The organism is Mariniflexile gromovii, assembly GCF_017814435.1.
GTDB classification, from domain to species: domain Bacteria; phylum Bacteroidota; class Bacteroidia; order Flavobacteriales; family Flavobacteriaceae; genus Mariniflexile; species Mariniflexile gromovii.
Map to the genome: position 1 here is coordinate 34,312 of NZ_JAGJCB010000026.1, position 13,954 is coordinate 48,265.

Annotated in this window: 13 protein-coding genes and 1 pseudogene; 7 read left to right on the plus strand and 7 right to left on the minus strand. The window is 34.1% G+C overall.

The genetic code is table 11. The features are described 5' to 3' along the window. Positions 1-40 precede the first annotated feature (40 nt). On the plus strand, positions 41-181 hold the full coding sequence (locus tag J8H85_RS17395; RefSeq protein ID WP_209656752.1) for a FeoB-associated Cys-rich membrane protein: 141 nt from the start codon (positions 41-43) through the stop codon (positions 179-181). Between the two features lie 79 nt (positions 182-260). Then, on the plus strand, positions 261-1,148 hold the full coding sequence (locus tag J8H85_RS17400; RefSeq protein ID WP_209656754.1) for a 3-keto-disaccharide hydrolase: 888 nt from the start codon (positions 261-263) through the stop codon (positions 1,146-1,148). Between the two features lie 152 nt (positions 1,149-1,300). Here the strand turns inward: J8H85_RS17400 and J8H85_RS17405 are convergent, their stop codons facing one another. The 4 genes and pseudogenes from J8H85_RS17405 to J8H85_RS17420 form a co-directional block, all read right to left on the minus strand. Next, positions 1,301-2,056, minus strand: coding sequence for a transporter (locus J8H85_RS17405; RefSeq protein ID WP_209656756.1), 756 nt, complete (start codon positions 2,054-2,056; stop codon positions 1,301-1,303). A 44-nt stretch (positions 2,057-2,100) separates the two neighbouring features. Continuing rightward, a pseudogene (gene feoB, locus J8H85_RS17410) lies at positions 2,101-4,293 on the minus strand (ferrous iron transport protein B). 3 nt (positions 4,294-4,296) lie between these two features. After that, positions 4,297-5,316, minus strand: a complete 1,020-nt coding sequence (locus J8H85_RS17415) for a metal-dependent transcriptional regulator (protein WP_209656758.1) — start codon at positions 5,314-5,316, stop codon at positions 4,297-4,299. A 1-nt stretch (position 5,317) separates the two neighbouring features. Further along, the gene (locus tag J8H85_RS17420) at positions 5,318-5,971 is read right to left on the minus strand and encodes a metal-dependent transcriptional regulator (RefSeq protein WP_209656760.1); all 654 of its coding nucleotides are present in this window, start codon (positions 5,969-5,971) and stop codon (positions 5,318-5,320) included. Positions 5,972-6,115: 144 nt separating this feature from the next. On the opposite strand from J8H85_RS17420, the gene J8H85_RS17425 reads away from it, so the two are divergent. Continuing rightward, positions 6,116-6,475: a YraN family protein gene (locus tag J8H85_RS17425; RefSeq protein ID WP_209656776.1), complete on the plus strand. Its 360-nt coding sequence runs from the start codon at positions 6,116-6,118 to the stop codon at positions 6,473-6,475. Between the two features lie 69 nt (positions 6,476-6,544). Here J8H85_RS17425 and J8H85_RS17430 read toward each other — a convergent pair whose 3' ends face one another. The 3 genes from J8H85_RS17430 to mfd all read right to left on the minus strand — a co-directional run bounded on the left by J8H85_RS17430 (position 6,545) and on the right by mfd (position 11,928). Beyond that, on the minus strand, positions 6,545-7,045 hold the full coding sequence (locus tag J8H85_RS17430) for a hypothetical protein (protein WP_209656762.1): 501 nt from the start codon (positions 7,043-7,045) through the stop codon (positions 6,545-6,547). A 117-nt stretch (positions 7,046-7,162) separates the two neighbouring features. After that, on the minus strand, positions 7,163-8,494 hold the full coding sequence (locus tag J8H85_RS17435) for a TlpA family protein disulfide reductase (protein WP_209656763.1): 1,332 nt from the start codon (positions 8,492-8,494) through the stop codon (positions 7,163-7,165). Between the two features lie 65 nt (positions 8,495-8,559). Further along, complete coding sequence (gene mfd / locus J8H85_RS17440; RefSeq protein WP_209656765.1) at positions 8,560-11,928, minus strand: transcription-repair coupling factor; 3,369 nt, start codon at positions 11,926-11,928, stop codon at positions 8,560-8,562. A 52-nt stretch (positions 11,929-11,980) separates the two neighbouring features. Between mfd and J8H85_RS17445 the strand changes: the two genes are divergently transcribed. The 4 genes from J8H85_RS17445 (at position 11,981) to J8H85_RS17460 (ending at position 13,768) form a co-directional block, all read left to right on the plus strand. Next, positions 11,981-12,142: a hypothetical protein gene (locus tag J8H85_RS17445; protein ID WP_209656767.1), complete on the plus strand. Its 162-nt coding sequence runs from the start codon at positions 11,981-11,983 to the stop codon at positions 12,140-12,142. A 128-nt stretch (positions 12,143-12,270) separates the two neighbouring features. After that, positions 12,271-12,702 carry a tellurite resistance TerB family protein gene (locus J8H85_RS17450; protein WP_209656769.1) on the plus strand — a complete coding sequence of 144 codons (432 nt, stop codon included), beginning with the start codon at positions 12,271-12,273 and terminating at the stop codon, positions 12,700-12,702. 120 nt (positions 12,703-12,822) lie between these two features. Further along, complete coding sequence (locus tag J8H85_RS17455) at positions 12,823-13,167, plus strand: hypothetical protein (protein WP_209656771.1); 345 nt, start codon at positions 12,823-12,825, stop codon at positions 13,165-13,167. 100 nt (positions 13,168-13,267) lie between these two features. Next, positions 13,268-13,768, plus strand: coding sequence for a hypothetical protein (locus J8H85_RS17460; protein ID WP_209656773.1), 501 nt, complete (start codon positions 13,268-13,270; stop codon positions 13,766-13,768). Positions 13,769-13,954 lie beyond the last annotated feature (186 nt).

Here is a 13,954-nt window from a genome sequence, read left to right on the forward strand (position 1 = left end):
AATCTTGAAATGAAACTAGAATAGCATCGACCAAACAATCATGAACACCATCATTCAAAACATATTGGTTTTTGTCGCCATTGGATTTGCCTTCATCTTTTTGATTAAAAAATTCATTTGGAAAAAACCCGCTTCAAAAAAATCCTGTAGTGGTGGCGATGATGGTTGTGGATGCCATTAAATATAGAATTCTTGATCGCTTATAATTTTTATCTAAAGTATTTTCTATATATTTGAGCTCAACTTCATATTTTATAAAAATGACGCTTCTTTTTAGATTTACTTTTCTTTTAATTACATGTTTCAGTTTAAATAGCTTTTCTCAAAAAAAACCAAAATCCATTGATTTATTGGATATTGATTTGTCTTATTTTGATACATGGATAGGAATTCCTCATACCACGGTTAAAGATTTACCTGAAGGCACTTACCAAGCAGACAATGTTTACAAAGGGGAACCACTTGGGCTAAATAACGACATAAAAAACGTATTTACTGTTTTTATTGAAAATGATGAACCGGTTTTAAAAATATCTGGGGAAATTTATGGTTGTGTGACTACCAAAAAGGAGTTCGAAAATTACCATTTAAGCACCATGTTTAAATGGGGTGATAAAAAATGGGAACCACGTTTAAACGAATTAAGAGATAGCGGCATCTTGTACCATTGTTATGGCGAGCATGGTCGTTTTTGGACGACTTGGAAAACCTCTTTGGAGTATCAAGTTCAAGAAACAGATTTGGGCGATTTTATACCGCTGGGAGGAAATGCTGTTACACCAAAAGTTCCTGGGCCTCTGGTAGAAATTCGAGGAACTGTTGGCGAAAAAAGAAATAGTTACGACCCAAATAGCTCCACTTACTTAGATAAAATTGGCTATACCAGTGCCAGCAAAGAACTTGATGCACCGCATGGCGATTGGAATACTTTAGAGATTTATGTAGTTGGCAATAATGCGGTACATATAGTAAATGGCGAAGTGGTTATGGTTGTGGAAAATGCTAAAAAACCAGATGGTTCTCCATTAAATAAAGGACAAATTCAAATCCAATCGGAAGCTGCTGAATGTTATTATAAAAAACTAACTATAACACCCATAACAAAGTTTCCTAAAGCTATTTTGAAACAGGTAAAGTTTAAAGAATAAGTTTTAAGATCGCTATTACTTAAACTAATCTGATGTAACTTCTATTAAAGTCTAGAAATTATCCGATTATCTCGAGTGATGATGAGGTCTCGACTGCGCTGGACCTGACATAAAAATTGCTTTTTTTACCTTATTCTTTAAATTTCTAATTTTTATTTTGCTTTGGCTATATTGATGCTGCATCCCACCGATAAATAATTCATGGTATGATTGATACCTGTTCCAAAGGAAAAATCCAATTGGCAATTATCTTTCAATAAATAAGCAATACCTGCATCAAAACTAGATTCATACGTATCAAACTCATTCAAACTTCCGTAGGGCTCTACGTAAATGCCAAACGTGTCGGTTATTGAAATACCTAAAGCTACTGAATAGGTTAAATTACCCTTACCTTCACCAAAATAATCGTAACCCACGTTATAACCTAAACCTAAAGCATCACTTAAAGCATGCGAAATTGAAAGTTTGTTTATAGTTCCATAGGAATCATTAGTTAACCCTTCCGACCCTGTTGGAAGAATAAGATGCGAAAGAAAAGCAATTTCGGTATTCACACTTTCCTTTTTAAATAACTGAATCTTGGTCCCAATTTCCAAGTCGCTAATGCCACTCACCTTTTGAGATGAATTTTGCTCTTTTAAGCTTTCAAACTGACTTAAGACACGCAACTCCATACCGCTTGTTATACCATATCTGAATAAAGTTGTTGGTGCCAATAGTTGTCTTTCCGATGAAAATTCATCTTCAGTAAAACCCAATAAAATACCGGTTTCTATTTGCAAGCTTCCTCTTTCAATGGTTGAAGAACTTTCGGTTTGGTCGGGTCTATCAGTTACTATGGTTTGTGAAAACATTGTAAAGCCTGTTAAGCACAGTGCCAAAGCTATAAAATTTACTTTTCTCATGTTTAATATTGGGTTTATCGAATGATCAGATGTGACTTCAGTTGCTAAAATATAATTCGCCAAATTTGAGCCACTAAAAAGGTAACAATGAATCCTAAAATTACTGGCATAATAGATGCAAAAGCAGTCCATTTTGCACTTTTAGTTTCTTTATAAATAGTATAAATGGTGGTACTACATGGGTTATGCAACAAACTAAAAAGCATGAGGTTAATGGCCGTTAGTAAAGTCCAGCCTCCAGCTTTTAAAACATCGGCAGTAGCATTGGCAGAATCGAGTTCAAACATGACGCCTGCACCCGCACCTCCATCGATACCAGTCACCAAAACGGTTAGCATTAATATGGTAGGGATTACTATTTCATTGGCAGGAATCGCCACAATATAGGCTAATAGGATAACACCATTTAACCCTAAAAGAAATCCAAATCCATCCAAGGAATGTATGGTCCATGCTGCAACACTTTCATTCCCAATATAAATATTAGAAATTAACCAGATGACTGCACCAGCGGGTGCCGCAAATACAATGGCGCGCCATAAAACTATTAATGTTCTATCAATTAAAGATGTATAAATGGTTTTCCAAAAACGTGGCGGGCGGTACGGAGGCAATTCTAAATTAAACGTGGACACCTGCCCTTTTAATACTGTTTTTGATAATGCCCATGAGGTTCCAAACATAAAAGCCATTCCTAAAACCGCAATGCCTATAACAGCCAATAACGAAATTAAGCTGGAAAATGCTGATGGAGCTACGGCACCTATAAAAATAGTAGCAATTAAAATTTGCGTAGGCCAGCGCCCATTACAAAGCGAAAAATTATTTGTTATTATGGCTATTAAACGCTCTCTGGGACTATCTATGATACGGGTAGCTACAATGCCTGCGGCATTACAACCAAAACCCATAGTCATGGTTAACGCTTGCTTTCCGTGTGCACCAGATTTTCTAAACAAGTTATCTAAATTAAAGGCAACACGTGGCAAATAGCCAAAATCTTCCAAAAGCGTGAACATGGGGAAAAATATGGCCATAGGTGGTAGCATTACTGCAATAACCCAAGCCACTGCCAAATACACCCCATCAATTAAAAAGCCATCTAACCACCAAGGCATACTAATACTTGCCGCAAAAGATTTTAATGCAGGATGGATATTATCCAATAAAAGTTGCGCCAATAGCGATGATGGGTAATTAGCCCCAATAATAGTTAACCAAAGCACCGTTGCCAGGATTAAAAACATAATGGGAAAGCCAAAAGTTTTGCTGGTGACTATTTTATCAATTTGTCTATCTAACCTAAAGCGTTTTTTTGAGTCATCAACCTGCACGGTGTCGCTCACAATTTGAGCGGCATCGGCATAAATACCTTCAGTTAAATTATCGTGAAAATCATCACCTATTTGCCAACGCAATTCATTGGAAAGTTCTAATATATGATCTATATTTTTATTTGACATAATAAGATTTTAAACTAATTCACCTGATTTTAAAGCATTAATAATCCGTGTATCACCTTCCAACAATCTGAACGCAATCCATCTGCTATTTGGAACATTTGGAAACTCTTTTTCAATTTCTGATGAAAGTGTTTTTACGGCATTTTCAATGTTACTAGGTACATTTTTAATACGGTGCGGTTTACACACGATGTTACCGTTGGCAATTTCACTTATGGTATGAATCAACTCTGGAATACCTTGACCAAAACGTGCACTTGTAGGAACAACGGGAATACCCAAATCGCGCGCTAAAGTTCGTTCATCTATCATAATGTGGTTGCGTTTCGCTTCATCCATCAAATTCAAACACAACACTGCTTTATCGGTAATTTCTAAAATTTGAAGTACTAAGTTTAGGTTGCGCTCTAACCTATTGGCATCTGCAACAATAACGGTTACATCGGGTTTGCCAAAAAGGATAAAATCTCGTGCCGCTGCTTCATCTTCAGAGGTTGAAAGTAATGAGTACGTACCCGGTAAATCGACCAACTTGAATTTTTGCTTGTTGTATTCAAAACCACCTTCAGCTCTTGTTACTGTTTTTCCAGGCCAATTTCCTGTATGTTGTCTCAATCCCGTTAATGAATTAAAAACGGTACTTTTTCCTGTATTTGGGTTACCTGCGAGTGCGATTACAAAATCGACATTCTCTGTACTGATCCCTAGTTTTTTTAAACCATCTGCATTAAAATGAGCACAGGTTTCGCAGGCACTTTTTACTTTAGTGTCCATAAATTAATCTTTTTTAATAAGAATTTTTGCCGCTTGGTCTTTTCGAAGCGCAATGGATGTCCCTTTAATTAAGTATGCATTGGGGTCGCCTAACGGATTTGTTAAATCTATTTTTATGTTGGCACCTTTTACAAAACCTAAATCGAGTAAGCGCCGTCTGCTTTCACCGCGACTTTCTTTAGAAATTCCTATAATTTTTGCTGTTTCTTCTTCTTTCAAACTTGATAATCTGGCAATATTATCTTCAATAAAAACTTCTTTTTCAATTGGTGCCACTGTTAAATTTGCAGCTACAATGGGTGCTAGCCTAAATTCTTCACCCTCCGATAGAAAAACAATTCGTGTTGCATTATTCTCAATCACTCTAATAAGTGAACCCATGTGAATATTTTCGGCTAAAATTTGCTTGTAAATAATCTCGGGCTCATCTTCAATATGGGTAATTCTTCCAACTGTATTTACAGCTAATAAAGGCAATTCCACCCCATTAACTTTTGCTACCTTACCTGTTATTGTTGGAATAGGATCGCCATGTGGGTCAAACTTTGGGTTTCCTAAATGGGCTGCCAAGCTATTGGTTTCATCATGACTTAATTTATGCTCCATCATTTCTGCTCGGTCATGCCATTCCTCTTTGCTAAAACCTGTTTTATCAGCTAAATAACGCTCCCAAAGGCGGTGAATTCTAACAATTCTTAAGGCATACTCTCTACCGGCATCCGTTAGTTTAAGAACATCCTTTTCAAAATAAATTAAATCATTAATGGTCATTTTTTTTACAACTTCAATAATTTGATTGTTATTGAAATTCAAAACTTGAACTAGGGTTTTGGTATCGACCTTATTTCCTGAACTCTCAAAATGATACAGTTGCTTTAAAACATCTTCAATTACCACTTTTTCGTTGCTTCTAAAGTTGTTTTTTATAATCCAAAACCAACCTTTCGTAGGCCTAAACACTACATATAGAATGCCGGCGATAATAAAGAACAGAACGAGTGCGTATGTGGGGTTATAGTTCATATTATTGACTTAAGTATAAATTTTTAGCAACTTCCTTAGAAATAATAATTTGCTTGTTTTTTGTTTGAATGGTTACCGAATCGTCAAACGGTTCAAAATCCAAAACTTTAATAACATCGCCCAAAGCCAAATTGTTTTTGTTTAAATATTTTAAAAACACATCAGAAGAATCTTTAACAAGTGACAAAACGCCTTCGCTCCCAATTTCCAATTCTAAAATATTAACACTTTTGATTGGCGCATAATTTCCATCTTTATCTGGTATGGGGTCGCCATGTGGGTCATGGGTGGGAAATCCTAAAAAGGCATCCAATTCATTTACCAATTTTTGGGATTTGATATGTTCTAATTGTTCTGCCACATCGTGAACCTCATCCCAGGAAAAATTAAGTTTCTCAACTAAAAAAACTTCCCAAAGACGGTGTTTTCTAACTACTAATGCTGCTGCCAAACGTCCATCGTTAGTTAAACTTACCCCTTGATATTTTATATAGTGCGCTAAGTTTTTATCTGCCAATTTTTTAACCATATCAGTTACCGAAGATGCTTTCGATTCTATCTTTTCTGCAATAGCGTTGGTGCTAACTGCTGCTGCACCTTGTTTGCCTAAATGGTAAATGGCTTTTAAATAATTTTCTTCTGATAATGTAATCATACTTTAACTTTAGGCTACAAATATAATAAATTTTACTTAAAAGTAAATATATTTTTAGACAAGTCTAAAAATTATAAATGAATGATATTTTATGTACTTTAGATTCTTTAATTATTTAGATATCTGCTTTTGCAGAAAATTAGAATGGCACAACACAACGAACTCGGTAAAAAAGGCGAACTATTAGCAGTTGATTTTCTTTTAGAAAATGGCTATGATATTATAGAACGCAATTACAGGTTTGATAAAGCTGAAGTGGATATTATAGCTAAAAAAGACACTATACTGGCCATTATTGAAGTAAAAACGCGTTCAACGATAGATTTTGGGAATCCGCAAGATTTTGTAAAACCCAAACAAATACAACGTTTGGTGAAAGCGGTTGATGAATATGTAACAGTAAATGGGCTAAATGTTGAAGTACGTTTTGATATTATTGCCATTGTGAAACAAGGGAAAACATTTCAAATAGAGCATTTAGAAAATGCCTTTTACCATTTTTAAGACACATTACTCTACAAAAAAGCCCCTTATAAAAAGGGGCCTTATTAACTAATTATCTATTTTTCTAACTTAATTATCAATAGTAATAGTAGGTTCGCCACTATAGCTAACGGTAACAACTTCGTCGTTTTCTAAAGTTATCTGTGCACTTATGGTATAAATATCACCATTTTTAGTAACGGTTATAGTTCCACCAACAGCTTCTATGTAGTCACCATTATCAACTCTAAGTTCTGCATATGCGAATACGAAATCTGGTGCTCCTTCTATATCTTCAGAGTTATAAAATTCAAAAGTTCCTGTTCTAAATGATTCAGTCCCTTTTGAATATAAATCCATATAAATGTAAAAAGGAATCTCATCACTTGATGTTCCTTCTAATTCAAATTCATAATTATAGTAACCTTGATAAGTACCGTAATCAAAAATGTCAGCTTGCTCTACATTAAAAGAAATGCCATCATATTCAACGGTATTGGTAAAAATTTCTTTGTCATCATCATCTTTAGAACATGAAACAATTGCTAACGAAACAAAAAGAAAATAACTTAATTTGATAATTTTTTTCATTATATATATTTTTAGGTTAGCGGCTAATATATAAGTTTGTAATTTATAAGCTACTTATTTTTAAAATAAAATCTTAAAAAATTTACACATAAACAGATTTACATGTATTTCATCGGATTATTTTTGTTCTAAATAGGCTTTTAAAGCATCAAAACTATCAGGTTTTTCAAGAATATGCTTGTTTTTATCTAACACAAAATAGGTTGGGGTTTCTGTAACTCCATAATCGTTTCCTATTTTGTTATCCCATTTTCCCAAACCTAGTACTTGAATAAATTCTGGATAACTTTTAATTGTTTCTTTCCAAGCCTTACCATCATCCTCTAAACCTACCGCAATCACTTTCAATTTATCCTTTGCTCGCAATTTGATAAACTTTTGCAACTTCGGAATTTCATCTAAACAATGTGAACAACTACTACTCCAAAAAACAAGTATGTACTTTTCCGCACTGTTTAATTCGCTTAATTTTTTTGTGGTTTTTTGATTGTTCTTTTCAACTACAAAAGAAAAATCGGGGGCTTTATGACCAATTGATAAGTTATTGTAACGTGTTAAAGTTTCAACCAGCTCTTTATCTTTTAAAAGCTTCGCAATATCCAATAAATAGTTTTTGGAAATATGATTTGCAACAGGTTCTAGTTTTAAATCGACCATTTCTTGCCACAAGTCTACCAACAAAATACGCTTAATGCCAGCAGGAACTGTTTTTATTGCATTATAAAATACATCAATATTATTTTTGTAATTGGTGATTTCATCTTTACCCTCAGCCGAAATTCCAAACACATAATTAAGCATACGTTCTTGTAAAAAACTGGAACTTTGAAGTGTTTTGTTATTAAAATCTATGTTATCAAAATAATGGGTTTTTAAATTCTTTACATAGGTTTTTACATCTTCATATTTTTTAGGAATGTAAGGTTTATTTGCTTTGATAAAATGTAATGCAATGGTGTTTTCAGCTTGCTTCTCGTAGCGAATTTGTGCTTCCCGTTGTGTTTTAAATATAGCTTTTATGGCTAAAGTATCTTTTTTGCCTTGTCTATAATAATTGCTTATACTTTGGGTAAATGCAGACATACTGCTGTTATAAGACACCATTAATTTGTTTTCTATGGAAGATTTAAATGTAATGCCCGTTTCGGTATTGAATGCAAGCACAATATCTTCCTTTCCGTTGTAAATAACATCAAAATTATAATCTTCTTGAGGCACTGCGTATACCATACGATAGATACCTGGTGCTGCTGAAGCTTCCAATTGAAATTGAAAACTACCATCTTTTTGAACATCGGCATTGGTGATATATTCCGAAACGGTTGGAGTTACTTTATATAACAAAACCACCTCAAAATCTGTTGCAGGAGACAACACCCCTTTAATGGTGTGTTGCGCCAAAAGTGCATAAGGTAATAATATTAGTATGGTAACAATTCTAAATAACATTTTTTTGTTTTAATATTTTAAAGCGTCAAAGCATTGATGCTTAATAATTTATTCCGTCACAATAATTACACCACTATAGGTTGTAGCACCTTTAATGCTTGTTTTACTGATTTTATATTTTCAAAAGTAAGCATAAGTCGCAGCCCATTTCTGGTTTGTTTCTCCTTCATTTTACAACTACCTGAATTGGATTGCACAAATTGTAAAACCTTTGTAAAGTTACTGCTTTGGTAAAAGCTACTTTGTTGGTCATTTATAAAATACCCAATAAGTTTCCCTTGTTTCATTACAATTTTTTCAAAACCAGCTTTGGTAGCAATCCATTTAATTTGAACGCTATCCAGCAAATCGTTAACTTGTTTTGGCAATTCACCAAAACGGTCTATCAATTCTGTTTCAAACTGTTGCAATTCAGCTTCGGTTTTTATGTCGTTAAGCTTTGTATATAAACTTAAACGTTCGGCAATATTATTTACGTAATCATCAGGGAAAAGCAATTCAAAATCTGTATCGATGGTTACATCTTTAACATAGACTTTTTCAATTTTATGGTCTTCATACAAATCTTTAAACTCATTTTCCTTGAGTTCTTCAATAGCCTCATTTAGTATTTTTTGATAGGTATCGAAGCCAATTTCGTTGATGAATCCGCTTTGTTCGCCACCCAACAAATCACCAGCACCACGAATTTCTAAATCTTTCATAGCAATGTTAAAACCACTACCCAATTCGGTAAATTGCTCTAAAGCAGTAATACGTTTTCTAGCATCATCGGTCATGGCTGAATACTCAGGCGTAATAAAATAACAAAATGCCTTCTTGTTACTTCTACCTACTCGACCACGCATTTGGTGCAAGTCGCTCAACCCAAAATTATTGGCATTGTTTATAAAAATGGTATTGGCATTAGGTACGTCTAAACCGCTTTCCACAATGGTTGTACTTACCAACACATCAAAAGCACCGTTCATAAATGCCAACATCAATTCTTCCAGCTTTTTACCATCCATTTGTCCATGACCAATGCCAATTTTAGCATCGGGCACTAAGCGCTGAATTAAGCCAGCAACCTCCTTAATATTTTCTATACGGTTGTGAATGAAGAAAATTTGTCCGCCACGTTCAATTTCATAGCTCACGGCATCACGAATGGTTTCTTCATTAAAACGAATCACATGACTTTCAATAGGATAGCGGTTTGGTGGTGGCGTGGTGATGACCGACAAATCGCGTGCCGCCATCAAGCTAAACTGAAGCGTTCTGGGGATGGGTGTTGCAGTTAAAGTCAACACATCTACATTATCTTTTAAGGTTTTAAGTTTTTCTTTTACTGCGACGCCGAATTTTTGTTCCTCATCAACAATAAGCAAACCTAAATCTTTAAATTTCACGGTTTTGTTAACCAGTTGATGGGTGCCTATAATGATATCAACTTTACCGTTTTCTAAATTTTCTAAGGTTTCTCGTTTTTCTTTGGCCGTTCTAAAACGGTTTACATAATCTACCGTTACCGGGAAATCCTTTAAACGCTCTGCAAAAGTTCTGGAGTGTTGATACGCCAAAATAGTGGTTGGCACCAAAACAGCCACTTGTTTACCGTTATCAACCGCTTTAAACGCTGCACGAATAGCGACTTCGGTTTTACCAAACCCAACATCGCCACAAACGAGTCTATCCATGGGACGTTCGCTTTCCATATCGGCTTTAATATCGGCAGTTGCTGTACTTTGGTCGGGCGTATCTTCATAAATAAAAGAGGCTTCCAACTCATGTTGCATATAGCTGTCCGGGTTGTATTGATAACCTTTTTCGGTTTTACGTTTGGCATACAATTTTATCAGGTTAAACGCCACATGTTTAACCCTCGATTTTGTTTTCTCTTTAAGCGTTTTCCATGCGGCACTACCTAGTTTATAGATTTTAGGCGGTTTCCCATCCTTCCCATTAAACTTGGTGATTTTATGTAGGGAGTGAATGCTTAAATACAGCACATCGCGCTCGCCATAAACTAATTTAATCGCTTCCTGTTTTTTGCCTTCAACATCTATTTTTTGAAGTCCGCCAAAACGCCCAATACCATGATCGATATGCGTAACATAATCGCCAATATCTAAATTAGTAAGTTCTTTTAAGGTAATGGCTTGCTTTTTGGCATAGCCATTTTTAACATGAAACTTGTGGTAGCGTTCAAAAATTTGATGGTCGGTATAACAAACTATTTGGTTATCGTGATCTATAAAACCTTGATGCAACGAAAGCACAATGGTTTTATAAGGCTTCACTTCCAAATGGGAATCATCAAAAATATCGTGAAAACGTTTCGCCTGTTGCTCGCTCACGCAGGCTATATAATTGGTATAACCCTTATCACAATTAGTATTTAAATCTTCAATTAACAAATCGAATTGTTTGTTGAAAGAAGGTTGTGGGGAGGTGTTGAATTCAATTTGATGAGACGTCTCGACTGTGCTCGACGTGACATTAGGTTTAAAAAACGCAGAACTTCCAAACTCAACAATTGAAAAATCCAATAATTGCTTTTTTAACACCGTAGAATTACAGAATAAGGCTTCGGGTTGGGCATGTTTAATATCTGAAGATAGCGTTTTAAAAGCTTCTTCAGCTTTGGCATAAAAATTGTCGATGCGCGAAAAGAACAAATCGACATTTTTAAAGCACACCACCGTTTTTTGTGCTATATATTCCAAAAAACTTTGTCTGCTTTCTTGCAATAGTTTATTGGCAACATTGGGAATGATGTTGATTTTTTTAATCTGCTCTATGGAAAGTTGCGTTTCCACATCAAAGGTTCTTATACTATCAACCTCATCGCCAAAAAATTCGATACGGTAAGGTTCATCGTTTGAAAACGAAAATACATCCACAATACCACCACGAACTGAAAATTCACCAGGTTCGGTAACAAAATCGACACGTTTAAATTGGTGTTCAAACAATACTTCATTAACAAAATCGATGGATAATTTATCGTTAACCGACACTTTTAAAGTGTTACGTTCCAACTCTTTTCTAGTAACAACTTGTTCAAAAAGGGCATCGGGATACGTAACAATAATGGCTGGTTTTTTTCGGGAATTGATACGGTTTAAAACCTCGGCTCGCAAGAGCACGTTGGCGTTATCGGTTTCCTCAATTTGATAAGGCCGGCGGTAACTACCTGGGTAAAACAGCACATCTTTATCGTTACAAAGTTGTTCTAAATCGTTTAGATAAAAAGCGGCCTCTTCTTTATCATTAAATACAAGCAGGAAAGGCAATTCATTTTGACTGAAAAGACTTGAAACAACAAAGGAAAACGAAGAACCCGTAAGTCCTTTTAAATGTGTTCTACTTTTGGTTTGGGCAATAGCATTTTGCAGATTTTGCGTTTGCAAAGTCTGTGCGTAGGTTTGAGAAAGTATGGTTTTACTCACCTAATAATAGGGTTTTTAAAGTGCAAAGATACTGTTTAGAATTATTTTTGAAATGATTTACCCTAAATTCGTAAATGTTTTTTTGCTTACTGATAGGTTGATGCTTTATTTAGTATTCGCATTAGCGATTGAAGCGGCATCCTTTTTGCCATTAAAAGCAAAAAGATATAGCGGAAAGCGCGACCCTTGTGGTAATGCCCAAAAAGCATTCTAATATTTTAAAAAATGATTTTTATTGATTAACTTAGATAAAAGGAATGATTTTAATATTTTTTTCACTTTAACAAGTACAAAAAAAACGAAAAAAATATGTAGGTTTGCACACTTAAAACAAAAAAAGATATGTCGTTTTCAGATTTATTTGATAGTGGATTTAAAAAGCGTAACGAAGATCATTTTGCTGCTATTGTACGTGTAGCAATGGATGACGGCGTTATTTCAGAAGATGAAAAAGCGTTTTTAGACCGTTTAGCACGTAATTTAGATATTAGCGAGGGTGATTATAAACTAATTTTACAGGATTATAAATCGCATCCTATCAATCCGCCACACGATTACGAAAGACGCTTGGAGCGTTTGTATGATTTGGCACGTATGGTGTATGTTGACCATATTAAGGGTGATAATGAAGAAATTTTACTTAGAAAAATTAGTGTGGGACTAGGGTTTCATCCTGAAAACGTAAAATACGTTGTAGACAAAGCTTTAACTTTGGTAAATAATGGTGTTGATTTAGACACCTTTATTTTCGAAATGAAAAATATGAACAAGTAATTTATACTTGTTTTACCCAATAAAATGCGAGCTTAACGGTTCGCATTTTTTGTTTTTGAAATTTTATTATTTTTTTAACATGCTTTATTTATACATTTACACTTTGTAATTTTTTACTAAATGCTAAAGTTTAATAGTTTGCTTTTAACGCTTGCGTTAAGTTTATTTACCTTTTTTCTTTCTGAAGCTGAAGGTGATTTAGCTATAAAAAAAATTGCGCCTACGCACGATGTTAAAATCGATCATTCTTTTAATGCCTTAGCTATTACCTCAAATAATTCTTTTCAAGAGTTATTAAGCTTTAATACAGAAAAAGAGCCAACCTTCCAAAACCATTTTTACGCTAAAAGCTCTTTAAATAAAGTAGTTTTTGAAAATGAGTTACAATATTTAAAGGTTTGTGATTTTATCGATTTAAAATTAACACCCCAAAGCATTATATACCCTTTTCACTCCTTCTTGTAACCTATTGTTTTTTTAAATATTTAGCAAAACCTCTATCATCACAAATGATCCTGAGGGCTTTAAACAATTCAAAAAAAACAATAATTTAACAATATACAAGATGAAAACATCAGTAGTAATTCTTTCAATAATTTTAACCTTGTGCGTGTTCCTCCCTTTCTTATACTTTATTTTAAACGGAACAAAAAACACAGTTAGCATAAAAAAAAATATCAATGCTGTTTTAAAAGATAGCGGCATTATTTACAGCCTTAAAGAAATATGGCGTAAAAATTTTATTGGTTTAAGTAATGACCATAAAATATTAACTAATATATATTTTGAATCGGGAAAACCTGTAATTTCCAATATTAACATAGAAGACATTAAACAATGCCATGTTATTAAAAATTATAATTACGATAAAAAAAAGATCACAGGTTTAAAAGATTTGTATTTGGAACTATCGTTTAAATCTACAAATAAGCCCAATTTGATTATTAAATTCTTTAATGTGGATGACGATTTAGCTGAAGATTTTGAATTGCAACGTATTGAGAAATGGCATTCATTAATTTCGGATGCGATAGCATTGAAACCTAATTTAAAATTAGCCTCTTAAAAAAACCTTTTATTTTATACTAAATGAGGTTGTCTGAAAAGTGCATTAAGTTTTATTTGTCAGGTTGATTTCTATGATAAAACCAAATTATTTTTATAAATAGTTTGGTTTTTTATTACAGCAAAAATACGGTGAATGATTTTATTTCTCACGGCGTTTAACACAGACATTTTATTTTTGCCCTCA

What these genes read in the sequence shown, in the direction of transcription:
- J8H85_RS17395 (WP_209656752.1), top strand. Translation starts at nt 41, where the DNA reads ATGAACACCATCATTCAAAACATATTGGTTTTTGTCGCCATTGGATTT.
- J8H85_RS17400 (WP_209656754.1), top strand. Translation starts at nt 261, where the DNA reads ATGACGCTTCTTTTTAGATTTACTTTTCTTTTAATTACATGTTTCAGT.
- J8H85_RS17405 (WP_209656756.1), bottom strand. Translation starts at nt 2,056, where the DNA reads ATGAGAAAAGTAAATTTTATAGCTTTGGCACTGTGCTTAACAGGCTTT.
- J8H85_RS17415 (WP_209656758.1), bottom strand. Translation starts at nt 5,316, where the DNA reads ATGAACTATAACCCCACATACGCACTCGTTCTGTTCTTTATTATCGCC.
- J8H85_RS17420 (WP_209656760.1), bottom strand. Translation starts at nt 5,971, where the DNA reads ATGATTACATTATCAGAAGAAAATTATTTAAAAGCCATTTACCATTTA.
- J8H85_RS17425 (WP_209656776.1), top strand. Translation starts at nt 6,116, where the DNA reads ATGGCACAACACAACGAACTCGGTAAAAAAGGCGAACTATTAGCAGTT.
- J8H85_RS17430 (WP_209656762.1), bottom strand. Translation starts at nt 7,045, where the DNA reads ATGAAAAAAATTATCAAATTAAGTTATTTTCTTTTTGTTTCGTTAGCA.
- J8H85_RS17435 (WP_209656763.1), bottom strand. Translation starts at nt 8,494, where the DNA reads ATGTTATTTAGAATTGTTACCATACTAATATTATTACCTTATGCACTT.
- J8H85_RS17445 (WP_209656767.1), top strand. Translation starts at nt 11,981, where the DNA reads ATGATTTACCCTAAATTCGTAAATGTTTTTTTGCTTACTGATAGGTTG.
- J8H85_RS17450 (WP_209656769.1), top strand. Translation starts at nt 12,271, where the DNA reads ATGTCGTTTTCAGATTTATTTGATAGTGGATTTAAAAAGCGTAACGAA.
- J8H85_RS17455 (WP_209656771.1), top strand. Translation starts at nt 12,823, where the DNA reads ATGCTAAAGTTTAATAGTTTGCTTTTAACGCTTGCGTTAAGTTTATTT.
- J8H85_RS17460 (WP_209656773.1), top strand. Translation starts at nt 13,268, where the DNA reads ATGAAAACATCAGTAGTAATTCTTTCAATAATTTTAACCTTGTGCGTG.